The sequence below is a fragment of the Sphingobium sp. genome (genome assembly GCF_049304695.1).
Classification (GTDB): domain Bacteria; phylum Pseudomonadota; class Alphaproteobacteria; order Sphingomonadales; family Sphingomonadaceae; genus Sphingobium.
Genome location: NZ_JBAQOK010000027.1, coordinates 25219 through 51694, shown reverse-complemented (window position 1 = coordinate 51694; position 26476 = coordinate 25219). Strand labels below are relative to the sequence as shown.

The following is a 26476-nucleotide window of genomic DNA, read 5'->3' as shown; positions in this document are numbered from 1 at the left end:
TTATTCGATGACGATCAGGGGCTGATCATATTCGATCGGCTGGCCGTTATCGACCAGGATCGCCTTGACCGTGCCGGACGTCGGCGCGGAAATCGCGTTCATGACCTTCATGGCTTCCACGATCAACAGCGTCTCGCCAGCGCTGACCTGCGCGCCGATACGGGCGAAGGGCGCAGAGCCTGGTTCGGCCGACAGATAGGCGGTGCCCACGATCGGCGAACGGACCAGCGTGCCGGCCGGCACTGCGGGTTCAGCAGCGACGGCGGGCGCTGCTGCAACCGGTGCGGCTGCGGCGACTGGGGCGGGCTGGGGGGCGTAGATCGGCGCACCGCCGCCTGCCTTGCGGGCGACGCGGATCTTGCGGTCGCCATCTTCTACCTCGATCTCGGTCAGGTGGGTGTCGTCCAGCAGTGCGGCCAATTCGCGTACCAGCGCGACATCCACCTGCATTGCGCCCTTTTCCTGCTTGTCGTTCATGGTTGACCCTTGTTTGGCTTGAACTTGTCTCTGGCGGCCAGCGCCTATGCCGATTTGCGCCAAAGCGCAACTTTGTAGCGTCGGGCGGAAGCGGTGCTGCCACGAAGACGCATCAATTACAGTTCCAGTGCGGCTTCCAGCGCCAGCATATAGGACAGCGGCCCAAAGCCTGCGATCGTCCCCTTCGCCGCCATGCCGATGTAGCTGATGTGGCGGAAATCTTCGCGCTTGTGCGGGTTGGACAGATGCACCTCGATCACTGGAACGGTGATCGACTTGATCGCGTCATGCAGCGCGATGGACGTGTGGGTCAGCCCACCTGCATTCAGGATGACGGCATGTGCGCCGTCCTGATGCGCATCGTGCAGCCAGTCGATCATCTGGCCTTCATGATTGGACTGGTGAAAAACAATCTCTACATGGGCGCGGGCTGCCGCGTCCTCCATGCGCTCGGCAATGTCGTCCAGCGTGTCGTAGCCGTATATGTCCGGCTCGCGCGTCCCCAGCATGTTGAGATTGGGTCCGTTGAGCACATAGATTTTACGCGTTTCCGCCACGATGGTCCCCCATTCGGTCATGTTGCATGTTGCGAGCAGGCCGGTAGCGCCCCTATATGCGCATCGACCTTTAGCCCTTCGTGTCGCGCCAAGTCGAGACACCTTCTCCATTTTCAGGATGGTTAGCATCGTGAGCACTGACGGCAATGTTTCGATCCACATCAATGGCGAACATCGCCGCATCCGGGAGGGCATGACCCTGGCGGCGCTGGCGAGCGAACTGGGCTTCGTGCCGGAAAAGGTCGCGGTCGAGCGCAATCTGGAAGTCGTGCCGCGATCCACGCTGAAAGATGTGCTGGTCGAGGATGGCGATGAACTGGAAATCGTGCATTTTGTTGGTGGTGGCGACCATCCGGTCGCGGGGGGCGGCGGTGACGTGTCGCATATAACCGACGATAGCTGGACCGTCGCGGACAGGACGTTTCGGTCGCGCCTGATCGTCGGCACGGGCAAATATAAGAGTTTCGAACAAAATGCAGCCGCCGTTGCCGCGTCGGGCGCGGAAATCGTCACCGTCGCGGTGCGCCGCGTCAACGTGTCCGATCCCAATGCGCCGATGCTGACCGACTATATCGACCCGAAGAAAATCACCTATCTGCCCAATACTGCGGGCTGCTTCACCGGTGAGGATGCGATCCGCACCCTGCGACTGGCGCGGGAAGCGGGCGGCTGGGAACTGGTCAAGCTGGAAGTGCTGGGCGAAGCGCGCACGCTGTATCCAGACATGGTCGAAACGTTGCGCGCGACGGAGGTTCTGGCCAAGGAGGGCTTCAAGCCCATGGTCTATTGCGTGGACGATCCGATCGCGGCCAAGCGGCTGGAAGATGTGGGCGCGGTCGCGATCATGCCGCTGGGTGCGCCGATCGGGTCGGGACTTGGCATCCAGAACCGGGTAACGATCCGCCTGATCGTGGAAGGGACGAAGCTGCCGGTGCTGGTCGATGCGGGCGTTGGTACGGCTTCGGAAGCGGCGCAGGCAATGGAGCTGGGCTGCACCGGCGTCCTGATGAACACTGCGATCGCCGAAGCGAAAGATCCGGTGCTGATGGCCGCCGCGATGAGGGCTGGCGTCGAAGCGGGCCGAATGGCTTATCGGGCCGGACGCATGGGCAAGCGTATGTATGCCGATCCGTCCAGCCCTCTCGCCGGATTGATTTGACCGGCATTTTGCGCTGAGGTCAAATTGACCGAACGTTCACCTGCGCTTATGGCGGCCCGGACTTGGAGAAGGACATGCGATGGTAAAAAAGCTGTATCCCGATGCCGCAAGCGCGCTCGACGGGCTTCTTTTCGACGGTATGCACCTGTGCGCGGGCGGTTTTGGCCTGTGCGGCGTGCCCGAACGCTTGATCGATGCGATCCGCGAGTCCGGGGTCAAGGATCTGACCATCGCGTCCAATAATGCCGGTATCGATGGCGAAGGGCTGGGCAAGCTGCTGCGGTCGCGCCAGGTGAAGAAGATGATCTCCTCCTACGTCGGGGAGAATAAGGAATTTGAGCGGCAATATCTGGCCGGCGAATTGGAAGTCGAATTTTGCCCCCAGGGTACGCTGGCGGAGCGCTGCCGCGCTGGCGGGGCGGGCATCCCTGGCTTCTATACCAAGACCGGCGTTGGCACACAGGTGGCCGATGGCAAGGAGGTCAAGAGCTTCGATGGACAGGATTACATCCTGGAACGGGGCATCTTCGCTGACGTCGCGATCGTCAAGGGCTGGAAGGCCGACGAAAGCGGCAACCTGATCTTCCGCAAGACGGCGCGTAATTTCAACGCGCCAATGGCGACAGCGGCCAGGATCTGCATCGCCGAAGTCGAAGAAGTGGTGCCCACCGGTAGTCTGGACCCGGACGCGATCCATTTGCCCGGCATCTACGTCAAGCGCATGATCGTCGGCGCGCCATATGACAAGAAGATCGAGTTCCGCACGGTTCGGCAGCGGGAAACGGCCTGATGTCCTCTTCCCTGACAAGGGGAGCGACGCTCTTGCTGGCAGCGGGGCTGGCGGCCTGTACGACGGTTTCGCCGCCATCGGCTTCCAGCCATGGCGCTGGCCCCACGTTGCCGCCATCGCCACCTGCCGGGATGCAATATCTCTATGCGTCGGGCGAAGCGGCTGCGCTCTCGGTGCAGGCTTTTGCCGCCCTGACGTCCCACGCAGCCGCGATGGTCAAGGCGCGTCCGGCCCAGTCGGTTGTGCTATCGCCCGATGCCGCGCTGGATCGGCCCGCCTTCGTGCCGTGCGCCGACAAGCCTTTTGCCGCCGTGTTCGATGTCGATGAAACGGTGCTGCTCAATATCGGCTACGAATATCATGAAGCGCGGTCGGGCAAGGGATATGAGCTGGCGGCGTGGGATAAGTGGGAAAAGACCGGCTATGGCGCGGTCGATGCGGTGCCGGGCGCGCGCGATGCTTTGACGAGCCTGCGCGCGATGGGCGTGACGGTCATATTCAATACCAACCGCGCTGCGGCCAATGCCGAGGGCACGGCAAGGGCGATCCGCGCAGCGGGTCTGGGCGACGCCGTGCATGGTCAGACCCTGTTCCTGAAGGGCGACGATGCAGGCGGTTCCGGCAAGGACGGCCGCCGCGCGACGATTTCCGCGCGTTATTGCGTGATCGCGATGGGTGGGGATCAACTGGGCGATTTTTCCGACCTGTTCAATCGCGATCAGCCGGTTGCGGCGCGCCGGGCGCTGACCATGGCCGCGCCGATCACGAGCCTGTGGGGCAGGGGCTGGTTCGTCCTGCCCAATCCTGTTTATGGCAGCGGCCTAAAAGGCGGCTTTGACGATATATTTCCAATGGACAAAAGGTGGGCCACGCCCGCCGAAGGGGAGAAGCGATAATGGCCTGGACCCGTGATGAAATGGCTGCCCGCGCGGCCCGCGAACTGCAGGATGGTTTTTACGTCAATCTGGGGATCGGTATCCCCACGCTGGTGGCCAACCATATCCCCGACGGTGTGGAGGTAACGCTCCAGTCCGAAAACGGCATGCTGGGCATCGGCCCTTTCCCCTATGAGGGCGAAGAGGATGCCGACCTTATCAATGCAGGCAAGCAGACGATCAGCGAACTGCCGCAGACCGCCTATTTTTCCAGCGCCGACAGTTTCGCGATGATCCGGGGCGGGCATATCGATCTGACCGTGCTGGGCGCAATGGAGGTTGCGGAAAATGGCGACATCGCCAACTGGATGATCCCCGGCAAGATGATCAAGGGCATGGGCGGTGCCATGGATCTGGTCGCGGGGGTCAAAAAGATCATCGTCGTGATGGAACATACGTCCAAAAATGGCGATCCCAAATTCATTCCCGCCTGCACACTGCCGCTGACCGGCCGAAATGTCGTGGACATGATCGTGACGGATTTGTGCGTGTTCCAGCGTCCTGACCATGACAGCCCGTTTCGACTGGTGGAACTGGCGCCCGGCATCACGGCGGAGGATATCGCCGCCAGGACGACCGCACGCTACGAAAGCTGAATGATTTCATGAGTCTCGAAGGCATATATGATGAGGGCAATGTCTTTGCCCTCATCCTCGCGGGCAAAATCCCTTCGACCCCGATTTACGAGGATGCGCACACTTATGCCTTTCTCGACATCCAGCCTCAGTCGAAGGGGCATGCGCTTGTCATTTCCAAATGGTCCAAGGCGCGCAACATATTGGAGATCGAGCCGGAGGCGCTGTGCCAGGTGATGGCGAGCGTGCAAAAGGTGGCGACGGCAATCCGCAAGGCGTTCGACCCTGATGGCATCCATGTCGCGCAGTTCAACGGTGCGCCCGCCGGGCAGACTGTATTTCATCTGCACGTCCATATCGTGCCTAGATGGGAAGGGGATGCGCCCGGCTTTTCCGTCCATGGGCAGGGTGGGTTCGCGGACGCGGACGCCTTGCGCGCGTTGGCCCAAGAGATACGCGCGCAATTATGATGTCCCGTTCCGCTTCACTCCCTTCGAAACCCGCGCCCGTCTGCCCGAAGCGCTAACATGGTGTTGAAGCCATTCAAGGCACCGGGCGCGCGGCTGGCTTTGCGGTCGAAGCGAGCCAGTCACGGGCGAGCCTATGCCGGCGATCAGGCTGAGGTCATTCTCGACATCTCCCGCCTGTTATCGCGCAGCTTTCATCCCACGCCCACAGGCATCGATCGCGTCGAATATATCTATGCGCGCGAACTGCTCGAACGGATGCCCGATCGGCTGGCCTTCGCTGCGGTCCACCCGGCGGGCGGCTATTATGGGCGGATCGACAACTCCGCCGTGCGCCAGTTCCTGGCCTTTACCGCGGCCAAATGGCGCAACGTGAAAACCACCGACGCAGGCCAAAGCCGTGCCGCCGCGATCAGGCATATGTTCGCCACGCGCCCGCGGCCCGTCCCGCGTCTGGCCGGACCGCGCGTTTATCTTCAGGTGTCGCCCCATCATCTGGACGATCATGATCAGGTCGGCGCGATCCTGCGTGCCGAAGGGGCCAGGCTGATCGCACTGGTGCATGACGTCATTCCTCTCAGTCACCCCGAATATGCCCGGCCGCAGGGCGCGGACGAACATCGCAAGCGGGTCCGTACGATCGACAGTTTCGCTGCCGGTATCATTGGCAATAGTCGGGCGACCATCGATGCGCTGGTCCCACATCTGCGCAATGGGCTGGACGGGCGGACAGTCAGGGTCGCCCATTTCGGTGCAGACGCTCCCGACATTTTCGGGACCAAAGATGAGCCGACGCCCGACCGCCCCTATTTCGTTTATATTTCGACCATAGAGCCGCGCAAGAATCACCTGCTGCTGCTGAACATCTGGCGGCGGTTCGTGGAGCAGATGGGCGATGCGGCGCCGGTGCTGGTCCTGATCGGTCGGCGCGGCTGGGAAAATGAAAATGTGGTCGATGTGCTGGAACGCGCCGACATATTGCGCGGCCATGTGATCGAAGCTGGCGAGGTGTCCGACAGCCGGATGCATGCGTTGGTGGCCAATGCGCGCGCGATGGTGATGCCATCATTCGTTGAAGGGTTCGGCATGCCGGTGGTGGAAGCGCTGGCCATGGGCGTGCCGGTGATATGCAGCGACATCAGCGCGCATCGCGAAGTCGGCGGCGATGCGCCGGACTATCTCGATCCTCTCGACGGATTGGGCTGGATGCGCATGATCGAATCCTATAGTCGCCCGGACTCGATAGAGCGTGTGGCACAGTTGCATCGTATCGCGACGTGGCGCGCACCGACCTGGCCAGATTATTTTGACATCGTTGTCGACTTGCTTGAAGACGTTATTGCGGCTGTTCCTTAAAAATACACCCTGCAATTACGATGACTGCATGGCTGGAACTATGGCCCTGACAATGACGACACGAGCAGTGATGAGATATTGTAACGGGATATCCGTAAAAGCGATGGATATTCCTGTATCATGACCCGACTGTTGTTTTTGCGCTCTCCTCCTTTCCCCAAAGTCGCGCCCGGCGTTGCCGCGATCAGCATGTCGCTGGATGATCCGGCCCAGGCCGGATTCGTGTCCGACGCGGTGCTGGATGCCGTTGCGCGGGATCGGGTAGGCGGCGTTTTCTGGGGCCATGCGATAAGCGGTATCAAACTGGTCGTGCGGCAGGGTATTTCGCTTCCTGCGAACATCGCGGAACGCTTCGCTGGTCATGAGATCGGAGTGGTGGGTGCAGATAATCCGTCTGCGCGGGGCGACGCTATGGTCGGTCGATTGCTGCCTGATCCATGCGATCTATGGGCGTTGATGCAGGATGCGCAGTGCGTCCATGCGGCGCTTGACGATGAACTGGCGATTATTGCCGGATTGTCGGGCGTGCCCGTCTTCGGTCCTGACCACCAGCCTATCGCCCCCGCCGAACTGCGCGCCGCCGCACGTCAGGCGATCGCCACCGCGCGTTATCGCGATTGTTTTGCCGATGGGGCGGCGACGGTGGAAGAAGCGGTCGCGCAATTGGCGCAATGGCGACGTCATCTGGACGGCAACCGGCATATCGCAGCGGCCAGCGGCATGGCCTTCTGGAAGCGGGATGCGATCAGCCGCTTTCTGTGGGACGGCGTGGGATCACCGCCTTTTCTGCCCGTCCGTCAGGGGATCGCCAAAGCGGCCAGGGACAAGGCAAGCCTCGCCGTCTGGCCCTCCCGCGTGCCGCCAACCGCCGGTGCGGACGCCGCGCAGCAGGGCGTGTCACTTGCCCGGATCGAGGATGGGTTCCTACGCTCTCGTGGGCTGGGCGCAGCGCTCAACCCACCCGGCTCCATCGTGATCGACCGGCGCGGCATCTATTACGATGCTCATGGTCCCAGCGATCTGGAGCATCTGCTCGCCACCCATGACTTCCCCCCCGCACTGGTCGCGCGCGCGCAGCGCCTGCGCGAACGGATTTGCGCGTCCGGCGTGACGAAATATAATCTGGACGCCGGCCGCATGATCGCCTTGCCCGACGGACGGCGCACCGTCCTGGCAGTGGGGCAGGTGGAAGACGACATGTCCGTGCAGCTCGGCGGCGCGGGGATCAAAAGCAATCTTGATTTCCTGACCCGTGTCCGCCGTGCCGAACCCGACGCCTGGATCATCTATCGCCCCCATCCCGATGTGCAGGCCGGTCATCGCAAGGGGCATTTGAGCAACGCGGCAGTGCTCGCCCAAGCCGATTGCATCGATACCGGATCGCCGCTGATGGATCTGGTGCAGGGAGTGGATGAAACGCACGTCCTGTCATCGCTGACCGGTTTCGAAGCGTTGATGCGGGGTCGGCCGGTGACGGTCCACGGCATGCCATTTTATGCCGGATGGGGGCTGACGCGCGACCTCGCCGCCCCGACCGGCCGCCGCGAACGGCGTCTGACGCTGGATCAGCTTGTCGCGGCCGTCCTCATTCTCTACTCGCGCTATCTCGATCCGGCGACGGGCCTGCCCTGCGGTCCCGAAATCATGGTGGACAGGATGGCGAGTGGCGCGACTCCCCCTGTCACGATGCTCGTCCGGTGGAGAATGCTGCAAGGCAAGTTGAGAAGATTGATAACATTGTCTACCGAGTTTCTGCATGGTTGATGCGCGTCAAAAGAAGTTCCTGTTCCTGCAAGGTCCGCATGGTCCCTATTTCGCCATGCTCGCGCAGGCGTTGCGGGATCGGGGGCATGTCGCCTTGCGCATCAACATCAATGGCGGAGACAAGGTCGACTGGCCGGAAAAGGCGACCGACTATCACGGCACCTTCCGCAACTGGCCGTTATTCTTCGATGATTTTGTCGTCGCGCATGGCGTCACCGACCTCATCCTCTATGGCGATTGCCGCCCCTATCATGCGACCGCCCATGGCATGGCCCGCCTGCGCGACGTTCGCGTGCATGTCGTGGAAGAAGGCTATATCCGCCCCGATTTCCTGACGTTGCAGGATGATGGCGTGAACGGCAATTCGACCCTTCCGCTCGACCCGCAATGGTATCTGGATCAGGCGCGCGACTTGCCTGCCTATCCTGACGTGCAGCCGCCGGTGCCCTCTGCCTTTCGGGCGCGCGCGCGCAATACGATGCGAAACGGCCTGGCATCGGCGATGATGCGGCCACTCTTCCCCTTCTATCGCACGCATCGCCCGCACAGCTTCGTCATGGAATCCGTCGCCTGGTGCCGTAAGCTGATGCGGCGGCAGAAGGACAAGAAAAAATCCGCAGCCACATGGGCACAGGTCAGGGACACGCCCTATTTCACGCTGCCGCTTCAGCTTAATTCCGATTATCAGATCCGCATCCATTCGCCCTTTGGCAATATGCGCGCGGCGTTGCGGTTCGTCATCAAAAGCTATGCCGAACATGCGCCCGCTCATGTCGCTCTGGTCGTCAAACGCCACCCGCTCGACCCCGGACTGGTGTCGTGGGAGCGGCTCACGCGCCGCTTGGCCCGCCAATATGGCGTGGCGGACAGGGTCCACTATCTCGCCGACTGGAATATCGACGAGGTGGTAGAAAAGTCGCTGGGCGTCATCACCGTCAACAGCACGGTCGGCACGCTTGCGCTGAACAGCGGCAAGCCCGTGCTGGTGCTGGGCACGTCCGTTTATAAGGTGCCCGGCATTGTGCATCATGACGATCTGGACGGATTCTGGTCCGCCCCGCGCGCACCGGACCTGGCGCTCTATGCCGCGTTCCGCCGCGTCCTGATCGACCGCTGCCTGATCCATGGCGGCCTGCTCAGCGAAGAAGGGCTGCGGATGCTGGTCGCCAATTCTGTCGATCGACTGGTTCATGATCGCGCATGATCCTGCGCCGATGGATCTGAGCGACACGGACATTGCAAGCCTGCGCTTCGTGGCGCAGGGGGTCAGCGCCGAACTCTTCGCGCTGGATGACAGCCGCGTCGCCAAGCTGTTCCGGCCTGCCGTGTCGGACGAGATGATCGCACGGGAATCCGCCATGTCGATCTTTGCCGATGGTGCTGGCCTGCCAGTCGCCCCCGCCCAGTGGCAGGGCATCATCGGCGGGCGGCGCGCGATCGTCTATCCTTATGTCAACGGTGACGTGTTCATCGACCGGGTGCGACGCCGACCCATGGAGGCGGGGAAGCTGATCGACGTGATGGCGTCGCTCCATGCCGCCGTCCATGCCGTATCCGCGCCGCATGCGCGCCCTGTGAAGCAGGTGCTGGAAACCGACATCCTCTATGGTCCAGCGTCGCCGGAGGCGCAGCGAAAGATGGTGGATTATCTGAGCGGCCTGCCCGATGGTGACGCCCTGCTCCACGGCGATTTCCACCTCGGCAACATCATGATGGCGCCGCAGGGACCGGTCGTGATCGACTGGTCGAAGGCGGCGGCGGGGCATCGCGCTGCCGATGTCGTGCGCAGCGAAATGCTGCTGCGCTTCGGGATCGGCCCGTCCGACTGGATCACCAACCTGTTCCGCGACTGGGCGGCGGCGCGCCTGCGCCGGGCCTATCTCGCGACATCGCACGTCACGGCTGCCGATCTGGATGAGTGGCGGCCCGTGGTCGGCATGGCGTGGCTACGCGCGCGATCGGCAGGGCGCACGCCTGCCTTCCGCCGCTATCTCGATCGCGCGATGCAGAGGGTCGGCCTGCCGCCCTTATCCCACTGACGCTAACCGATCGTCAGCACTTCCGACGCCAGTCGCGCCGCTTCCCGCTCATCATGCGTGACATAGAGAATCGGCAGGTTGACGGCCGATAGGATGGTCTCGATCGCCTGCATGATCTCCTCCTTGCGCGCCGCGTCGATCGACGCCAGCGGTTCGTCCATCAACAGGAAGCGGGGGGCGGACAGCAGCGCGCGCCCAATCGCAACTCGCTGCGCTTCGCCACCCGACAGGGTAGACGGCCAACGGTCCAGCAGGGGCTTAAGGCCCAGCATCGTTACTACACCGTCGAAATCCACGACCTCTGAAGGCCGGTGCGCATAGGTCAAATTCCCGCGCACCCGCATATGCGGAAACAGGCGCCGATCCTGAAAAATATAGCCCGAACGACGCAGCGCGACAGGGCGATCCATCCCGGCCGCGCTATCGAACAGCGTTTCGCCATCGACCCTGATATGACCGCGATCGGGACGGATGATACCGGCAATCATGTTCAGAATGGACGTCTTGCCTGCACCGGATGGCCCGATCAGCGCGATCAGGCCGGGACCAGTCCTGCAACATAGCGCAATCTCAGACCGCCCATTGGACCAGCCAATATCCAGATCAAATGACATGCATGGTCCCACGATTTTGCGCGCGCCGGACGAGCATTTCGGACACCAGCAGCGCGGCCAGCGAAATCAGGATGGAAATGATCGCCAGCGTCGTGGCCCGCTGCTCGCCATCGGGCATCTGCATTGCCGAATAGATAGCGATCGGCAATGTCCGCGTTTCGCCCGGTATGTCGGATACGAATGTGATGGTTGCGCCAAATTCCCCGATGGATCGCGCAAAACCCAATACTGCTGCGGCAACCATGCCCGGCGCGCAGAGCGGCAGGGAAATGGTCCAGAAAATGCGCCATCGCCCAGCGCCCAGCGTCATCGCCGCATCCTCCAGCCGCCTGTCGATCGCCTCGATCGACAGGCGCATCGCGCGCACCATCAACGGCAACGCCATGATCGCCGCCGCCAGCGCCGCGCCCGTCCATCGGAACAAGATGGTCACGCCAAAATACTGGTCGAGCAGGTGCCCGATCGGTCCATTGGTCCCGAACAGGATCAGCAATAGCCAGCCGGTCACGACAGGCGGGACGACCAGCGGCAAATGGATGAGCGCATCAAACAGGAACTTAAGCGGAAAGCGCCGCCGCACCAGCACCCATGCGGACAGGAAAGACAGCGGCATCATGACCGCAACTGCGACCAGGCTGACCTTGAGCGACAGCCCGATCACCGCCCATGTTTCCGCCGAGAGGCCCAATATCGTCATGTCGCGCTCATGGCCGCGATGGCGCGCAAAACGAAGAAAAACTGGACGAAGCGGGTCATGACAAGGGGCAGTCCGAATGGTGGAAGGGCGGTAAGGAGCGAATGTCATCAACGCATAACGAAAATGGCTAGAAACATCGCCTCATTCGTTACAAAGCCAATATCTATCGCATCGGAGTTTCTTCATGAAATCATTAGTCGCTTTCGACCTCGACGGAACGCTGGCTGAGAGCAAGCAGCCATTGGGCGAACCGATGGGGGAGGCGTTGGCGCGCCTGCTCACCGTCGCCCATGTCGCCGTCATTTCCGGGGGCGATTGGCCGCAATTTCAAAAGCAGGTGGCCACTCGCCTGCCTGCCAGTGCGGATCTGTCCCGCCTGTGGCTGATGCCGACGACGGGGACAAAACTTTATACGCACAAGGATGGCGACTGGTCGCCCGTTTATGCCGAACTGTTCGAGGATGCGCAGAAAGCCGCGATCCTCGCCGCGTTCGACGCATCGCTGGAGGCCACTGGCTTCGTCCCGGAAGAAACCTGGGGCGAACGGATCGAGGATCGCGGCAGCCAGATCACCTTCTCTGCACTGGGTCAGCAGGCACCGATCCACGCCAAGGACGTGTGGGATCCCGATTTTGCCAAGCGCAAGATCATCCAGGCCGACCTGCGCACCCGTTTGCCGGGCCTGTCGATCAACATGGGCGGCGCGACGTCGATCGACATCACGCGCGAAGGCGTGGACAAGGCTTATGGCCTCAAAAAACTACGCGACGCGAGCGGGATTGCGCTCGATGCGATGATGTTCATCGGCGACGCCATCTTTCCGGGCGGCAATGATTATCCGGCCAAGCAACTGGGACTGGACACTGTGCGGGTGCGCGATCCGCAGGAAACATTGTCGGTGATCGACGCGATCGTCGCCTGCCAGAAATGATATCCGTTCAGCTATCGGTACGGATTGGGTTCGTCAGCGCAACGTCGTAAATCCGTAGCGAACCAATATGGCCTTGCCAGCCGCTGACAGCAGGAATCGGCGAAAACCTTCCGCATCCCTGTTGCGGCTGGCGGTCAGTCGGGCAATGGGGTAGCGAATCGGTGGGTGGCTACCCGACGGGAAAGCGCCCACCACCGTTACGTTCCTGGCCGCTCTGGCATCGGTGGCATAAACGATGCCGAGCGGCGTTTCACCCCGTTCCACCAGAGCGAGCGCCGTGCGGACATTCTCCCCGCGCGCAATGCGGTTCCGCACCTGTGGCCATACGCCCAGCGCAATCAGCGCCGCCTTGCCATATTTGCCCGCTGGCACTGCGTCGGGATTGGCCATGGCGATCCGCCCATGGCCCAGCGCCCGCCCGATCGCCATTCCCCGCCCAATGCGCAGGCGCACCGGCTTGCTGGACTGCGTGATCAGGATGAGCCTGTTGCCCGCAACATTGGCGCGCGTTCCCCGCACGACAAAGCCGCCACGTTCGACGTCGGTCATCCATTCCTCATCCGCCGACAGGAACAGGTCGGCGGGCGCACCCGCCCGGATCTGACGAGCCAGCGCGGATGATCCGGCGAAGGACAGCACGGGGCGCGCATGGCCCTTGGCCGACCAGGCATCGGCAGCGGCGGTCATGGCCTCCTGCATACTGGCGGCGGCCAATACCAATGGTCCCCGATCATTCGGGGCGGCTTGCCCAGCGGAGGCGAGGGCAAGCAAGGCAAGGGCCAAAATGCGCAGGATCAGGATCATGGCATCTGTCTGCCGCCCGCAACCCTGCCACGCAAGGGCGAACGCTTTTGTCGAGGTCGGCAATCCGCTAGGACGCGCAGATGATTGATCGGAACGGGATTTCCCGCTGAAGTGATGAGCGTCAAAAGCCAGTGCGGCCAATGCGGGGTCGGTTGCGGCGTGCGGGCGTTCGTCGGGGATGACCGCCACGTCAGGATCGAAGGCGATCCGTTGCACCCCGCCAATAGTGGATTGCTCTGCCCGCGCGCCAACAGGCTGGGGGCTATGGCCTCGCTCGACGGTCGACTGCTACATCCTTTGGTGGAGGGTAAACGGCAGGGGTGGGACCGCACCATTGCCCAGATCGCACGACGACTGTCGACAGTGCTGGCCCGCCATGGACCGGGCAGCGTAGCGCTGCATGTCGGCGGCGCGTTGCTGACGGAAGATTATTATGTCGCCAATAAGCTGTTCAAGGGCTTTCTGGGTTCCGCCCATATCCATGCGCCATCGCGCGGCGGGATCGACGCCCTGCAGGCGGCGGCGTTCGGCGAGGATGTCATGCCCGCCACCTATGAGGATATCGACCGCGCCGACATGATCCTGCTGACCGGGGCGGACATCGCGCAGGCCTACCCGATCCTGATGGATCGCGTTGTGGCGGCGCGCGAAGATCATGGCGCGCAGGTCATCCTGATTGCCGAAACGGGGCAGGGGCTGGAGATCGAGGCTGACATGCGCCTGACCGTGGCGCCGGGCGGGGCGGCGGCGTTGATGGCCGGGCTGCTGCTGCATTGCCATGACAGCGGCGTGATCGACCCGGACGATCTGGCCCGGCGGGTCATGGTGCCGGATGGCTTCTGGGACACGTTGCGATCAGGTCGCGACATATGGTCGGTCGGTCGGGCCTCTGGCCTCTCACCCATCACCACCCGCGCCTTTTACGAAGCGGTGGCGGCATCGTCGCGAACAGTGACATTGTTCGGTGAGGATATGACTCTCGCCGCCACCGTGCAGAACTTCCATCTGGCGACGGGCCGAATCGGGCGGCCGGGTGCCGCGCCGTTCGCCATGACGGCAACCGCCAATGGCATGGGCGCGCGCGAAGTTGGCTGCACGCCAAAAGCTCTGGTGGTCCATCAGGAATTTGGAACTGTCGCCCGCGCCAGCACCGCTCGTTTCTGGGGCGCGCGCCTGTTGGCTGACGGGCCGGGGCTGGATGGCGATGCACTGTTACAGGCGATGCATGACGGCTCGGTCAAGGCGCTGTGGAGCATCGGCAGTGACCCCGTATCAGCGCCATGGCTCCGCGCCGCCAGCAAGGCCGTGCCACTGATAATCCGCGCAACCGACTCCGTGGCGGAGGCGGGGGATGGCTGGACCTTCCTGCTGCCCTCCGCCGTCTGGGTGGAAAAGGACGGAACGCTGACCGGCATGGACCGGCTCATCAGCCGCCAGCGCCGCCTCTTCTCCCTACCCGGCGAAGCGCGCCCGGACTGGTGGATGGTGACGAAGGTGGCGCAGGCGATGGGCTGGGGTGACGCCTTTCACTATGAACGCGCCGCCGACATTTATCGCGAGCATGTGCGGCTGACCGCTTATGGCAATGATGGCGCGCGGCTGCTCAACCTGCGCCGCCATGCGCCGATTTCGAACCCGGCCTATGATGAACTGACGCCATGGCGCTGGGGTGAAGTGCCGTTCGATGGCGGCTACTTTCCAACCGAGGACGGACGGGCGCGGCTGCTGTCGATCCCGCCTTCAGCCCGAGGCAGCAATACCCTGAAGATGCGCCAATAACGCGTCGCCATTGGCGCGCCAGGTAAAGCGCAGCGCAGCGGCCCGCACAGCGTCCCGATCCGGCGGATCATCCAATATCGCACGGATCGCGTCGGCGATGGCCTGGGGATCACGCTCCACGATACGCCCGGCTTCGGGTCGGTCGATCAGTTCGCGTGCGCCGCCCACGTCGCTGATGACGATGGGTGTGCCGCACGCAAGCGCCTCGACCCAGGCGTTGGCCAGCCCCTCCGACGCAGAGGGCAGGGCCATCACGTCGGCGGCGGCAAAGATACGCGGCAGTTTGTGATGCGGCACCGACCCCAGAAAACCGATACGCCGTTCGACGCCCAGCTCCTGCGCCAGATTTTCAAGGGCGCGGCGATATTGCCCCTGACCTGCAAACAGCAATGTGACGTCCGGCAACATGGTCAGCGCCCGCACCAGCAGATCCTGCCCCTTGCGTGGAATCAGCGCGCCGACGCACAGGACGACCGGCCCGCTGAAATCCAGCGTCTGCTTGGCCTCCGCCCGATCAACAATCTCGAACGTATCAAGATCGACCCCGGTATAATGGACGCGGATCTTGTCGGCATCCATCCCCATCTTTGCCATGGACCGACGCATGGCGTCCGACACCGCCAGCAGACCCGTCGCCTTATCGCCCGCCTGCTGCACCATCTTGCGGGTGCCGCGCTGCGTTCCCCAATAATGAATGTCCGCGCCGCGCGCCTTGACCGAATAGGGGATGCCCAGCGCGCGCGACAGGCGCTGTGCCACAGGGCCATCGGGGAAGAAGAAGCTGGCGTCGATCACGTCGAAGGGGCGCTGCGCATGCAGGCGGCGGACCAGCGGCAGGATGGCGTGGGTCATAGCCCAGACATTGGTGCGCCCGCCGATCTTGGGAATGATGGGGAAAGTCGGGCGATAGACGGTCAGTTCGCGCCAGCGTTCCTTGCGCGGCAGTGCCAGCAACGGGGCGTAGCGCGCGGCGAGCGACAGGGGCCATCGCGGGATACCGATCGGGGCGACCACGGTAACGTCCGCTTCCTCCCGGCTGGCCAGTTCGCGCGCCTGCCGTTCCACGAACACACCGAAATTAGGCCGGCTGATGTCGGGAAAGAGCGTAGATAGCATAAGGACATTAAGTGTCATGGTCTCTCTTTTGACAGCACGGCCTTTGCTATATGGTTAAGACGTCGGACGCCTTGTGGCTATAGCCGTCGAACCAGCTGTTCGGCGACGGCAGCCCAGGGCGGATCGGTCAGCACCAACTGACGCGCGCCCGCGCCCAGCGGCAGAAGTTGCAGCCGGTCGCCCTCTCGCCCGATCAGGCGGCCGAACAGAAAGCGTCCCGCCGGACGGGGCAGCAGAATGTCGCGATTGAGCGCGCTCCCGAAGTCCGACGGACCGATGCGGCGGCACCAGATAGAATCGCCGCTGCGGTAATCGCCGATACTGGCGCTGACATGGACGCCTACCATGCCGTCGGTGGCGATCGGGCCGGGAAAGACGAGCGGGCGTGTGGGCGCGCGCACGCCATCGGGACCGAGCAAGGCTGCGACCGGCACATCGGCCTGCCCCGGCATGGCGACCAGATCGGCGCTGGTGACGGCCAGTGCCTGCGCGATACGATTGAGCCAATTGACCGAGACGGTGCGTGTGCCTGTTTCCAGACGACCGATCGTCTGCGCGGTCGTTGGTGGATCGCACAAGGCGCCAACCTGTTCCAGCGTCAGGCCTCTTGCCTTGCGGACTTCGCGGATGCGAGTGATCATTGGGCCTCGTTCGATAACCTATTTGGTTTTTCTCTTTCCTACAAATGGATCACTATGACAAGGCCTGTCGCCTGGATGTCGCGCGAAGGAGGCAAAGCATGGCGGTCAATCATATCGAACAGATGATCGAAGACCCGCAGGGGCAGGCGCAGCGGGTCATGGTCCATATTGGCGAATCGCCGCTCGCATGGCTGCATGCGCGCGGACATCTGCCCGAACGTCTGTATGTGGCGGGCGATCGGCTCCGGGCCGACTGGGAAAAGGCCGGGCTGGGCGTGCAGGTGACGATGCGATGGGACGGCGCGCCGCGTCAGCCGGGGCGAGGGGGACGCGCACCTGATCCGACAATGGTGCAAATGTCCGCGCGTGAACGGTTCGACGGCGCGATTCGCGCGGCGGGGCCGGGCCTGTCCGACATTTTATGGCGGGTCGTATGCGCGGGCGAGGGGTTGGTTGCAGCGGAGCGAGCGTTGGGTTGGCCGAGCCGTGCGGGCAAGCTGGTACTGACACTGGCGCTGGATCGTGTCGCGAATTGGTATCGGGTCAGGTAAAGACGTTGCGATTGTAGTTCCCCGGCGAAGGCCGGGGTCCAGTCCCACGATTTTAACCTGCCTCCAGCTTTCGCCAGGAAACAATCATTCCATCATGCCCGCACCCAGCAACAACAGCAGCTTGACGTCGATCGCATAACCGTCTGCACGCCAAGCGGCGATCTGGTCGGCGATGGAGGCTAATGGCACGCGATGAACGGCAATATCCTCGCCATCCACGCCGCCGCCATCGCCCGTTCGAACAAGGTCATGCGCGCGGAACAGGGTGAAGCTCTCCGATACCATGCCCGGCGAACTGAAGAACTCACCCAGCGATTCGAGGCTACCGGGCCGATAGCCGGTCTCCTCCTCCAGTTCACGACCCGCAGCGATGGCCGAATCCTCGCCCGCCTCCTGATCGCCGACCAGTCCGGCGGGCAGTTCGATGCAGCGTCGGCCAAGCGGGACACGATATTGATCGACCAGAATGACGTGCCGACCATCGGCACCTTCGTCGATCGCCAAAATGACGGCGGCGTGAATGCCGCGCGCGCGGCCGACAAATTCCCATTTCCCGCGCCGTTTGGCGGTAATGAAACGCCCCTCCCACATGATCTCTTCCGGAGCGGTGCGGTCTGGATCGCTCATAACAGGATCAGCCTGTCGGGCAGTTCGTTGATGTCGTCATCGTCGCGGGGGAAATGCGGGGCCAGCACTGCGCCGACCTGCGTCACTGCATCGGCCATGCCTTCGCCCGGACGGCCAGCGCGGATGGCGTCGATCAGCGCGGCCATCGCCGCACCCCATGCTTCGGGAGCGACCTTGTCGTTAATGGCCCGGTCCGCCACAATTTCGGCCCGATGTTCGTCGAGCGAAAGATAGATCAGCACGCCGGTGCGTCCGCGCGTCCGCGCTTCGGCGGCGGTGCGGAACAGCAGTATGGCGCGCCGCCGAACCCGGCGTGCCTTCGTCGCGCGTGGCGTCATCACCATGCGCAGCGGCATGATCGTCAGCATGTAGCGGACGATCAGGAATTTGAGGATCGCCAGACCCAGTAGCCCGGTCAGCAATTTCCAGTCGGCCAGTTCATGATCCCAGTCGCGCAGCATCATCGACAGCAGTGCGCGCACATGCTGCGGGAAAGCAGCAGCAAGGGCGAGGGCAATGAACGCTGCGGCTGCCGCCCAGCTTAACCCGACATCATGATAGCTGTCGGACCGGCGCGCGACGATGGTCACGATCTCGCCCGAAGTCTGCGCTTCGGCCTCGGTCACCGCTTTGGATACTAGGTCGCGATCGGCGTCAGTCAGCAAAACGTGCATCACCAATCCCCCGAAGCGCCGCCGCCGCCGAAGCTGCCGCCGCCCGAAAATCCGCCGCCGCTATCGCCGCCGCCCCAGCCCGAACCACCGCCCGATCCCCAGCCACCGCCACCCATGCCCGGTCCCCAGATGATGATCGGCGCGCCACCACCACTACGTCCGTAACGCTTCCCGCCACGCGCCCGTGACAACAGCGGCAGGGCGACGAAGAAGATGACAAACAGGATGATCCAGAAGCCCATGATGCCGCCGCCACTGTCATTGCGGCTGCGCGCATCGGCGGCCGCTGCCGCCACGCGGGCCTTCGCCTGATCGGGGGGCAGTGCCAGCAGTGTCGTGATCTGGTCCACACCCGCGTCGATGCCGCCGGGCATGTCGCCTGCCTTGAAACGCGGCGTAATGGCGTTGCGAATGACCTGCGAAGACAGCGCGTCGGTCAGCGTCCCTTCCAGACCATAGCCGACCTCGATCCGAATCTTGCGTTCGGCAGGCGCGATCATCAAAATCGCGCCATTGCTTTCCTTGTCGCCAATGCCCCAGGCACGACCCAGTCGATATCCATAATCGGCTATGTCATAGCCCTGCAGATCGGGGATGGTCGCAACCACCAGCGATTTGCCGCTGGCCTGCTTGGCCGCGACCAGCTTCTGGCTAAGCGCCTGTTCCTGCGCGGGGTCGAGCAGATTGGCAGCATCGACCACACCTTTGTCATCGAACGTCGGAAATGTCTGCGCCCACGCCGCCGGTGCGGACACCAGCAGCGTGAGGATCAGGATCAGGCGAGCAATCACGCGATCAGTTGCCGAAATCGACCTTCGGTGCTTCTTCCGCCCCCGGCGTCGTGGCCTGAAACGGCGTCATGGGCTTGGACCCATGAATGATCTTGGCGCCGATCGCGTCGGGGAAGGTGCGGATGCGGGTGTTATAATCCTGCACCGCCGCATTGTAATCGCGAATGGCCACGGCGATCCGGTTCTCCGTGCCTTCCAACTGCGATTGCAAGCTCAGATAATTTTCGTTGCTCTTCAGGTCAGGATAAGCCTCGACCGAAGCGAGCAGGCGGCCCAGCCCCTGGCTCAGTTGCGCCTGCGCCTGCTGGAACTGCGCAACCTTGGCGGGATCGGACAGATCGGCGGCGCTGACCTGCACGGATGTCGCCTTGGCCCGCGCTTCCGTTACCCTGACCAACGTATCCTGTTCCTGCTTGCCTGCCGCTTTCACGGTAGCGACCAGATTGCCGACCAAGTTGGAACGGCGCTGATATTGCGCCTGAACGTCCGCCCATTTCGCCTTTGCGGCTTCTTCGGCGGTCGGCACGCTGTTGATGCCGCACGCGGACAGGGCAAGAGCGCCCATGATGGGGAGCAGAAATTTGGAAAAGCGGCGCGAGAGCGTCATGGAGCATCCTCAGATGGTTACGCTGTTGAAATAGGACGTTGCCCTGAACGGCGCAACGGGCCATTCAGATTATATCGCTGATGGCAGAGAGGGCCAAAACCATGGGGCTGATTTCCGAATTTAAAACCTTCATCAATCGCGGCAACGTGATGGACCTGGCCGTCGGCGTCATCATCGGTGGCGCGTTCGCCACGATCACCAAGTCGCTGACCGATGACCTCATCATGCCAGTGGTTGGCTATATCTTCGGTGGCGCGGACTTTTCGGGCTATTTCGTGCGACTGGGCGACCTGCCAGCAGGCTTCAAGGGCAACCCGCAAAGCTATACGGATCTGAAGGCCGCTGGCGTCGCCATGTTCGGCTGGGGCCAGTTCCTGACGGTGCTCGTCAATTTCGTCATTTTGGCCTTCATCATCTTTCTGTTGGTCAAGGCCATGAACAGGCTGACGACCAAGCCAGAGCCAGAGGCAGCTGCCCCGGCACCCACGCCCGAAGACGTATTGCTGCTGCGCGAAATCCGCGATTCTCTTAAAAAATAATCGTTTTTGCGACGAAACGAGCGTGAGACGGGAACCATCCTGCGCGCGGCCGGTTGATCGGCGTCAGGGTTTCAAACAGTGTTGCGCTGTTGGAATCCGGTGCCAAATGATGTCTGCCCATGGGGGCGCAACAGGAGAAAACGCCGTGAAAACTTTCGTCAAAATCCTTGGCCTCGCCAGCCTTGTCGCGCTCGCCGCGTGCGATTCCGCCAAGGAAAATCAGGTTGAGAATGCTTACGAAAACAAGGCGGACGCTCTTGATAACCAGGCTGACAACATGGAAGCCATGGCCGACAATCTGAGCGGCAGCGCTGAGAATGCGGCCGAAAACGCTGCCGACGTGCTGGAAAACAAGGCTGAGGCCACCCGCGAAGCTGGTGACAAGGCTGAAGACGCGGTTGAAAAGCAGCAGTAAGCTGCTTTTGCCGAAAGGCTGATCGGGGCGCTGCGATACTATCGCGGCGCCCTTTTTATATTTCGGGGCAATCGTCTCGTCGTGTCTTTAACCCGGTTTTAACCACGCCCGCCCATGGTGACATCGCGCATCCATAAGGCCGTGGAAATGGACGATTTACTTCAGGAATTCATATCCGAGACCCAGGAGACGCTCGAAGCGTTGGCCGGTGAGGTCGTGGCATGGGAAGCCGATCCGTCCGATGCCGACCGGCTGGACGCGATTTTCCGCTTCTTTCATACGGTCAAGGGAAGCTGCGGTTTCCTGAACTTGCCACGGTTCGAACGGTTGAGCCACGCGGCTGAAGACGTCCTGTCGGACATTCGCGCGGGGCATCGCATCGCCGACCCTGTGACCGTCAGCGCTGTTCTGGGCCTGATGGATCGCATAGGCGAACTGGCCGAAGCGGTTGCCGTCGGCGCTGCCCTGCCCAACGAAAATGACGATTTCCTGATTGCCGCTCTGAATGCCGAGCCGGTGAGCGCCATCGTCCCGACGTCGGTCGCCGTTGCGCCCGTCGCTGTGCGTTCGACTGGCGCGAAATCTGGCCCACGCACGATCCGCCTGCCGCTCAGCCTGATCGACCAGTTGATGAACGGCGTGTCGGACATGGTGCTGGTCCGCAACGAATTGTCCCGCAAGCTGCGCGAACGATCGGCCGACCCCGAACTGGACAATGTCTTCGAACGCCTGTCCACCTGCGTCGCGGATATGCGCGATGTCATTTCCAAGACGCGGATGCAGCGGGTCGATCGCCTGTTCGCTGCGATCCCACGCATGGTGCGCGACCTTGGCCGCGACCTTGGCAAGAGTATCGATCTGCGGCTGGAGGGCGGCGACGTCGAAATGGACCGCGAGATGGTGGAGATGGTCGTCGATCCGCTCACCCATATCGTGCGCAACAGCATCGATCATGGGATCGAGACGCCCGAACGCCGCCGCACGGCGGGCAAGCCCGAAATGGGCAAGTTGCGGGTTGAGGCGCGCCAGTCGGGCAATCAGATCGTCATCGCCGTCAGCGACGATGGCGCGGGCATCGACAGCGTGCGGCTGGTGGAAAAGGCGGTCGCCGACGGACGGCTGACGCCCGAAGCCGCGGCGCGCCTGTCCGAAAGCGAACGGCTCGACCTCATCTTTTCCCCCGGCCTGTCGACAGCGGCGCAAGTCACCGCCATTTCCGGGCGTGGTGTGGGCATGGACGTCGTGCGCGCCAATGTGGAACGAATAGGCGGCGTCATCGCGCTGGACAACCAGCCGGGGCAGGGGCTGTGCATCACGTTGCGCGTGCCATTGACGCTGACCATCATTCCTGGCCTCGTCGTGCGTGCGGGCGGGCTTCATTTTGCGATCCCGCGTGCAGCGGTCGTGGAAATCCTGCACGACAACAACGATACGCTACAGATCAGCGAAGTGGGCGGCGCGAAGATCGCGACGATTCGAGGCGTCCGTCATTCGATGATCGACCTGGAACAGGTGCTTGGCATGGCGTTGAGCGACCAGCATGGGCCGCGCGCCATCATGGTCGTGCGTTCCGGCTCGGGCGTGCCCTATGCCATGGGTGTCGCAGCGGTCGACAATCATGAGGAACTGGTGATCCGCCCGGCGTCCCCGCTGGTCATGGCGACGGGCGTCTATGCCGGCATGACCTTGCCCGATAATGGCACGCCGATGCTGCTGCTCGATGCGGCGGGTCTGGCCAATGCCGCGGGCCTGTCCAACGTGCTGGACGACCGCGCGGCGCGACGGTTGGAGGAAGAAGCCGACGCGCAGGTTGGGGTCGAAATGGTGGCCGCCCTGCGGTTCGAGGAAATGTCGGGCGAGCGGCGCTTGCTCAAACTGTCCCTGATCGAACGGGTCGAGGATATAGATTCAAGCCTTTTTGGCCGTTCGGGCAATCGCGCCTTCGTGCGGCTGGATGGCCGGTTGGTGCCGGTCGTCAACGGCCTGTCGGATTTTGCGACCGATCATGTCTGCGCCCTGCGCCTGCGCGACGACATGCGGGAAGTCTGCTATCCCGTCGCTGCGGTGCTGGACATTATCGAAATGCCGCTTGTCCCCGATATGGTCGCCATGCACGGGATGTTGAGCGGCGTCGCCGTGATCGAAGGCGAGCATCTGGAAGTTGTGAACCCTTTTGCGTTGTTTGCCGCATTGCCCGACGAGGGCATCGTCGAACGATCACGCGGTCGATGCCTGCTGGCCGATGGCGAAGATGGCTGGACTCGCGAGATATTGGCGCCGCTATTGCGTCAGGCGGGGCATGACGTCGTGCTTGGCCTGCCCGACGACGGCGCGATCGACGCGCTCGATGTCGTGCTGTGTACCGCTGCGGACACTGCGCAGGAGGCCGGGATCATGGCCGAGATGGCAGGGTGTCGGGTCGTCAGGCTGCGGCCGTCGGCGCGCTCGTCAGGGCCGCAGGATACCAGCATCTATCGCTACGATCAGGACGCCCTGATGGCGGCGATCTCTGGCGGACGGGGGTAAAGATCATGGACCGACTCTATCTGTTCGCAACCCTGGCGGGAACGCGCATCGCGGTCGAGACCGGAGAGGTCGAAGCGGTGGTCAAGCTGACTGACGTATCGCCGGTGCCGGGCATGGGCGCGCATGTCGCCGGGCTGTCCGCCCTGCGCAGCAGGGTGCTGACGATCATCGACGTCGCGGCGCTGATCCGGGGTGTCGCCACGCCGCCGGAACAGCGCGGATTGGCCATCATCGCCGATATTGCTGGACACAGCTATGGGCTGATGGTCGACAGCGTGTCGGACATCTGCCGTGTGCCCGAAGGCGAGTTGCCACTAAGGGGGCAACTGGACGCGGCATGGAAGCCCTACGCCCATTCCATCGTCGAGCAGGACGGTCATCCCTGGCTGCTGGTCTCGCTTGCCACTTTCATCGAAGGCGGCAGCCTGGCTCAGGCGGCATAGAACGGATCATCGCCTCGTTTACCAAATACTTGGTTTTGCCGGTTAAGCCTGTCCAATCGGGAAAAATATAAAAGGACGCGTCATGAAGAATTGCCTGGTTGTCGATGATTCGAAGGTCATTCGTAAGGTGGCTCGCCACATCCTCGAATCGCTCGACCTGACGGTCAACGAAGCGGTGGACGGGCGTGATGCGCTGACCCAGTGCGAAGCGTCGGCGCCAGATGTGGTGCTGCTTGACTGGAATATGCCCGTCATGAGCGGCATGGAATTTCTTCAGGCCTTGTCCAGCGCCAAGATGGCAGTCCGGCCTAAGATCATTTTCTGCACGACCGAAAACGGCATCAGCCATATCAAGGCCGCAGTAGAGGCAGGCGCTGACGAATATGTGATGAAGCCGTTCGATCGCGAAACCTTGGAAAGCAAACTGGCGATCGTCGGCATCATCTAGGCGGCTGATTTCGTTACCAGCTTCAGGAGCCTGCGCACCGCCTTTCCATCTTTCGTTCCAGAAAGTTCTGCATGATGACCGCCACCGTGCCGATCATGACCAGTCCCGACACTGAACCGAGGCCCGTTCGGACACTGGTCGTCGATGACTCCGTCGTCGTTCGTACGGTCATCGAACGCATCCTGAATGCCGATCCGGGTTATCGCGTCGTTCACAAGACGAACAGCGCGGAACTGGCATTGGGCTATCTGGCCGAAGAGGCTGTGGATCTTGTGCTGCTGGACATTGAACTGCCTGGGCAAAGCGGCCTTGCAGCATTGCCGGCTATCCTTCGCACCAATGCGCGGGCCAAGGTGGCGATCCTGTCAGGTAATTGCGAGGAAGGCAGCGCGGTCGCTGTCGAGGCGCTCGCGTTGGGCGCCAGCGAGATCGTGTCGAAACCGGGCAGCGGCAGTTTCGGCGAACAATTTTCGCTCACGCTGATCGATCGGCTGAACCGGCTTTTTGCGGATCGGCCCTTGCGCTCGACGTCGTTCCAGCCGCTGATCCCGCGAGAGGTGCAGCCTGCGGCTCAGCCGCTTGCCTGCCTTGGAATCGGGGCGTCGACTGGCGGCATCCATGCGCTCGGACAATTATTCGCGGGCCTTGTGGCCCCCCTTGGTGTTCCGGTGCTGCTGACGCAGCATCTGCCCGCGAGCTTTACTGTCTATTTCGCCCAACAACTGACCCGCATGACCAGTCTGCGCGTCAAGGTGGCCGAAACTGGCGACTTTCTGGCCCCGGACACCGTCTATGTCGCGCCAGGTGACGCCAATATCCAGTTGCGCCGTGGCTTGCATGGTCGGGTCATCATTGCGCTGAACCCGGAACGGACACCGGCCGGGAATCTGCCCGGTGTCGATCCGATGTTTGCCAGCATGGCGGACATCTATGGCGCGGGAGCAGCAGGCGTGGTGCTGACCGGCATGGGCCGCGACGGGACGGCTGGCGCGCGCGATATCGTGCAGGCGGGCGGCTGGATCGTTGCGCAGGATGAAGCGAGCAGCGTGGTGTGGGGCATGCCGGGGTCGGTCGCAGGCGCGGGGCTGACCTGCGCGGTGCTGGAGCCGGACGCCATTATGAATTTCGTCGCAAGACGCGGGAAGGTTAGTGCTTGATGTCTTATCCCCCTGCGACATCCAGTTCCGAAGGCGCAGCGCGCATCCTGTCCGGCCTGCTGGAAGCGCGCACCGGGCAGATATTGTCGGAAGCGCGCGCATGGCGCATGGAAACGGCGCTGCGCCCTTTGCTGAAAATCCATGGCCTTTCCGACATAGACGATCTGGCCGCTCGCCTGCTGGGCAAGGGTGCGCCGGACCTGGAGCGTGATGTGGTCGATGCGCTGCTCAATAACGAAAGCAGCTTTTTCCGCGATCTCCAGATTTTCGACATGATCCATCGGCAAATCCTGCCCGCTATCCAGGCCAAGCGGCAGGACCGGTTGCTCCGCATCTGGAGCGCGGGCTGTTCGACGGGGCAGGAAGCCTATTCGCTCGCCATCCGTTTGCGCAATGATGCGGACCGGTGGCACGGATGGCGCATCGAGATATTGGCGACCGATATATCGGGCACCGCGATCAAGCAGGCACGATCGGGCATCTTTTCGCAAATGGATGCGCAGCGCGGGCTGGCGGTCGGCGATCTCATCAAATGGTTCGAGCCGATGGGCGATAACTGGCGCGCCAGTCCCGAACTGCGCCGCATGGTCCAGTTCCGGCAGGACAATCTGTTCGACGCCCATGCTCCTTCGGGCGCATATGATCTGCTGTTGTGTCGCAACGTCCTGCTTTATTTCACGCCGCAGCGGCGCAAGACGGTGTTGGCGCTGCTGGCGCGCCACGCGCATGACCATTCGGTGCTGCTGCTGGGCGCGGGCGAAACCGTGATCGGGCAGGGCGATGATTTCACCGCCCATCCCGAATTTCGCGGCGGCTACATCCGGCAGGCCGCCTTGCCGCATGGCGCTATCGGCCGACTATCGCGCGCCGGTTGACCTTACGCATGTAACTCCGCCATCGACCACGCTTGATTGCGCGGCTGCGGTGCGTCATTGTCGCGGCCACGTCGTTTGCAGTCATGCTGGGCGGTTGGCGACGGGATGTGCAACGCGATGGT

Annotated in this window: 30 protein-coding genes; 19 read left to right on the top strand and 11 right to left on the bottom strand. The window is 62.7% G+C overall.

From position 1 onward, the window contains the following. The gene (accB, locus tag WA070_RS03985; protein ID WP_422632855.1) at nt 1–477 is read right to left on the bottom strand and encodes an acetyl-CoA carboxylase biotin carboxyl carrier protein; all 477 of its coding nucleotides are present in this window, start codon (nt 475–477) and stop codon (nt 1–3) included. Nucleotides 478–593: 116 nt separating this feature from the next. Further along, on the bottom strand, nt 594–1034 hold the full coding sequence (gene aroQ, locus WA070_RS03980) for a type II 3-dehydroquinate dehydratase (protein WP_422632915.1): 441 nt from the start codon (nt 1032–1034) through the stop codon (nt 594–596). A gap of 130 nt (nt 1035–1164) precedes the next feature. On the opposite strand from aroQ, the gene thiS reads away from it, so the two are divergent. The 9 genes from thiS to WA070_RS03935 all read left to right on the top strand — a co-directional run bounded on the left by thiS (nt 1165) and on the right by WA070_RS03935 (nt 10119). After that, nucleotides 1165–2193 (top strand): sulfur carrier protein ThiS, encoded by a 1029-nt coding sequence (thiS, locus tag WA070_RS03975; protein WP_422632854.1) that lies wholly within the window; start codon nt 1165–1167, stop codon nt 2191–2193. Between the two features lie 79 nt (nt 2194–2272). After that, on the top strand, nt 2273–2983 hold the full coding sequence (locus tag WA070_RS03970) for a CoA transferase subunit A (RefSeq protein ID WP_422632853.1): 711 nt from the start codon (nt 2273–2275) through the stop codon (nt 2981–2983). Further along, nucleotides 2983–3879, top strand: a complete 897-nt coding sequence (locus WA070_RS03965) for a 5'-nucleotidase, lipoprotein e(P4) family (protein ID WP_422632852.1) — start codon at nt 2983–2985, stop codon at nt 3877–3879. Before WA070_RS03970 ends, WA070_RS03965 begins: the two co-directional genes overlap by 1 nt. Further along, entirely contained in the window at nt 3879–4514 is a 636-nt protein-coding gene (locus tag WA070_RS03960) for a CoA transferase subunit B (protein ID WP_422632851.1), read from the top strand. Before WA070_RS03965 ends, WA070_RS03960 begins: the two co-directional genes overlap by 1 nt. An 8-nt stretch (nt 4515–4522) precedes the next feature. Beyond that, nucleotides 4523–4963 (top strand): HIT family protein, encoded by a 441-nt coding sequence (locus WA070_RS03955; protein ID WP_422632850.1) that lies wholly within the window; start codon nt 4523–4525, stop codon nt 4961–4963. A 57-nt stretch (nt 4964–5020) separates the two neighbouring features. Next, nucleotides 5021–6316 (top strand): glycosyltransferase family 4 protein, encoded by a 1296-nt coding sequence (locus WA070_RS03950; RefSeq protein WP_422632849.1) that lies wholly within the window; start codon nt 5021–5023, stop codon nt 6314–6316. A gap of 120 nt (nt 6317–6436) precedes the next feature. After that, a complete protein-coding gene (locus WA070_RS03945) occupies nt 6437–8080 on the top strand; it encodes a beta-3-deoxy-D-manno-oct-2-ulosonic acid transferase (protein WP_422632848.1) in 1644 nt (547 codons plus the stop codon). Beyond that, a complete protein-coding gene (locus tag WA070_RS03940; protein ID WP_422632847.1) occupies nt 8073–9284 on the top strand; it encodes a capsule biosynthesis protein in 1212 nt (403 codons plus the stop codon). The genes WA070_RS03945 and WA070_RS03940 overlap by 8 nt, the downstream gene beginning before the upstream one ends. Next, nucleotides 9271–10119 carry a phosphotransferase family protein gene (locus WA070_RS03935; protein ID WP_422632846.1) on the top strand — a complete coding sequence of 283 codons (849 nt, stop codon included), beginning with the start codon at nt 9271–9273 and terminating at the stop codon, nt 10117–10119. Before WA070_RS03940 ends, WA070_RS03935 begins: the two co-directional genes overlap by 14 nt. Nucleotides 10120–10121: 2 nt before the next feature. Here the strand turns inward: WA070_RS03935 and WA070_RS03930 are convergent, their stop codons facing one another. Together WA070_RS03930 and modB are read right to left on the bottom strand one after the other, a co-directional pair. Further along, nucleotides 10122–10733: an ATP-binding cassette domain-containing protein gene (locus WA070_RS03930; RefSeq protein WP_422632845.1), complete on the bottom strand. Its 612-nt coding sequence runs from the start codon at nt 10731–10733 to the stop codon at nt 10122–10124. Then, nucleotides 10723–11430 carry a molybdate ABC transporter permease subunit gene (gene modB / locus WA070_RS03925; RefSeq protein WP_422632844.1) on the bottom strand — a complete coding sequence of 236 codons (708 nt, stop codon included), beginning with the start codon at nt 11428–11430 and terminating at the stop codon, nt 10723–10725. Before modB ends, WA070_RS03930 begins: the two co-directional genes overlap by 11 nt. A 184-nt stretch (nt 11431–11614) precedes the next feature. Between modB and WA070_RS03920 the strand changes: the two genes are divergently transcribed. Then, nucleotides 11615–12361 (top strand): HAD-IIB family hydrolase, encoded by a 747-nt coding sequence (locus WA070_RS03920; RefSeq protein ID WP_422632843.1) that lies wholly within the window; start codon nt 11615–11617, stop codon nt 12359–12361. Nucleotides 12362–12394: 33 nt separating this feature from the next. On the opposite strand, the gene modA is transcribed toward WA070_RS03920, so the two are convergent. Next, complete coding sequence (modA, locus tag WA070_RS03915; protein WP_422632842.1) at nt 12395–13165, bottom strand: molybdate ABC transporter substrate-binding protein; 771 nt, start codon at nt 13163–13165, stop codon at nt 12395–12397. A 111-nt stretch (nt 13166–13276) separates the two neighbouring features. On the opposite strand from modA, the gene WA070_RS03910 reads away from it, so the two are divergent. Beyond that, nucleotides 13277–14944 carry a molybdopterin-dependent oxidoreductase gene (locus tag WA070_RS03910; RefSeq protein WP_422632841.1) on the top strand — a complete coding sequence of 556 codons (1668 nt, stop codon included), beginning with the start codon at nt 13277–13279 and terminating at the stop codon, nt 14942–14944. Here WA070_RS03910 and WA070_RS03905 read toward each other — a convergent pair. Both WA070_RS03905 and WA070_RS03900 read right to left on the bottom strand, forming a co-directional pair. Then, nucleotides 14906–16078 carry a glycosyltransferase gene (locus WA070_RS03905; RefSeq protein ID WP_422632840.1) on the bottom strand — a complete coding sequence of 391 codons (1173 nt, stop codon included), beginning with the start codon at nt 16076–16078 and terminating at the stop codon, nt 14906–14908. The two genes, WA070_RS03910 and WA070_RS03905, sit on opposite strands and share 39 nt — an antisense overlap. A gap of 59 nt (nt 16079–16137) precedes the next feature. Further along, entirely contained in the window at nt 16138–16701 is a 564-nt protein-coding gene (locus tag WA070_RS03900; RefSeq protein WP_422632839.1) for a helix-turn-helix domain-containing protein, read from the bottom strand. A 98-nt stretch (nt 16702–16799) separates the two neighbouring features. Here WA070_RS03900 and WA070_RS03895 point away from each other — a divergent pair, with 98 nt between their 5' ends. Further along, the gene (locus WA070_RS03895) at nt 16800–17252 is read left to right on the top strand and encodes a DUF6456 domain-containing protein (protein ID WP_422632838.1); all 453 of its coding nucleotides are present in this window, start codon (nt 16800–16802) and stop codon (nt 17250–17252) included. 84 nt (nt 17253–17336) lie between these two features. Here WA070_RS03895 and WA070_RS03890 read toward each other — a convergent pair whose 3' ends face one another. From WA070_RS03890 to WA070_RS03875, 4 genes are read right to left on the bottom strand one after another with little or no spacing between them, the layout of a single operon-like run. Continuing rightward, nucleotides 17337–17879: an NUDIX hydrolase gene (locus WA070_RS03890; protein WP_422632837.1), complete on the bottom strand. Its 543-nt coding sequence runs from the start codon at nt 17877–17879 to the stop codon at nt 17337–17339. Then, on the bottom strand, nt 17876–18553 hold the full coding sequence (locus tag WA070_RS03885) for a TPM domain-containing protein (protein WP_422632836.1): 678 nt from the start codon (nt 18551–18553) through the stop codon (nt 17876–17878). Before WA070_RS03885 ends, WA070_RS03890 begins: the two co-directional genes overlap by 4 nt. Then, nucleotides 18553–19344 (bottom strand): TPM domain-containing protein, encoded by a 792-nt coding sequence (locus WA070_RS03880; RefSeq protein ID WP_422632835.1) that lies wholly within the window; start codon nt 19342–19344, stop codon nt 18553–18555. Before WA070_RS03880 ends, WA070_RS03885 begins: the two co-directional genes overlap by 1 nt. 4 nt (nt 19345–19348) lie before the next feature. Continuing rightward, the gene (locus WA070_RS03875) at nt 19349–19951 is read right to left on the bottom strand and encodes a LemA family protein (RefSeq protein ID WP_422632834.1); all 603 of its coding nucleotides are present in this window, start codon (nt 19949–19951) and stop codon (nt 19349–19351) included. Nucleotides 19952–20052: 101 nt separating this feature from the next. Here WA070_RS03875 and mscL point away from each other — a divergent pair, with 101 nt between their 5' ends. The 7 genes from mscL to WA070_RS03840 all read left to right on the top strand — a co-directional run bounded on the left by mscL (nt 20053) and on the right by WA070_RS03840 (nt 26354). After that, on the top strand, nt 20053–20490 hold the full coding sequence (mscL, locus tag WA070_RS03870) for a large conductance mechanosensitive channel protein MscL (protein WP_422632833.1): 438 nt from the start codon (nt 20053–20055) through the stop codon (nt 20488–20490). 145 nt (nt 20491–20635) lie between these two features. Further along, nucleotides 20636–20905: a hypothetical protein gene (locus WA070_RS03865; RefSeq protein WP_422632832.1), complete on the top strand. Its 270-nt coding sequence runs from the start codon at nt 20636–20638 to the stop codon at nt 20903–20905. Between the two features lie 147 nt (nt 20906–21052). After that, nucleotides 21053–23431: a chemotaxis protein CheA gene (locus tag WA070_RS03860; RefSeq protein ID WP_422632914.1), complete on the top strand. Its 2379-nt coding sequence runs from the start codon at nt 21053–21055 to the stop codon at nt 23429–23431. 5 nt (nt 23432–23436) lie between these two features. Next, a complete protein-coding gene (locus WA070_RS03855; RefSeq protein ID WP_422632831.1) occupies nt 23437–23874 on the top strand; it encodes a chemotaxis protein CheW in 438 nt (145 codons plus the stop codon). Nucleotides 23875–23956: 82 nt separating this feature from the next. Continuing rightward, nucleotides 23957–24322, top strand: a complete 366-nt coding sequence (locus WA070_RS03850) for a response regulator (RefSeq protein ID WP_422632830.1) — start codon at nt 23957–23959, stop codon at nt 24320–24322. Between the two features lie 74 nt (nt 24323–24396). After that, the gene (locus tag WA070_RS03845; protein ID WP_422632913.1) at nt 24397–25479 is read left to right on the top strand and encodes a chemotaxis protein CheB; all 1083 of its coding nucleotides are present in this window, start codon (nt 24397–24399) and stop codon (nt 25477–25479) included. After that, on the top strand, nt 25479–26354 hold the full coding sequence (locus WA070_RS03840) for a CheR family methyltransferase (RefSeq protein WP_422632829.1): 876 nt from the start codon (nt 25479–25481) through the stop codon (nt 26352–26354). The genes WA070_RS03845 and WA070_RS03840 overlap by 1 nt, the downstream gene beginning before the upstream one ends. Nucleotides 26355–26476: the final 122 nt, after the last annotated feature.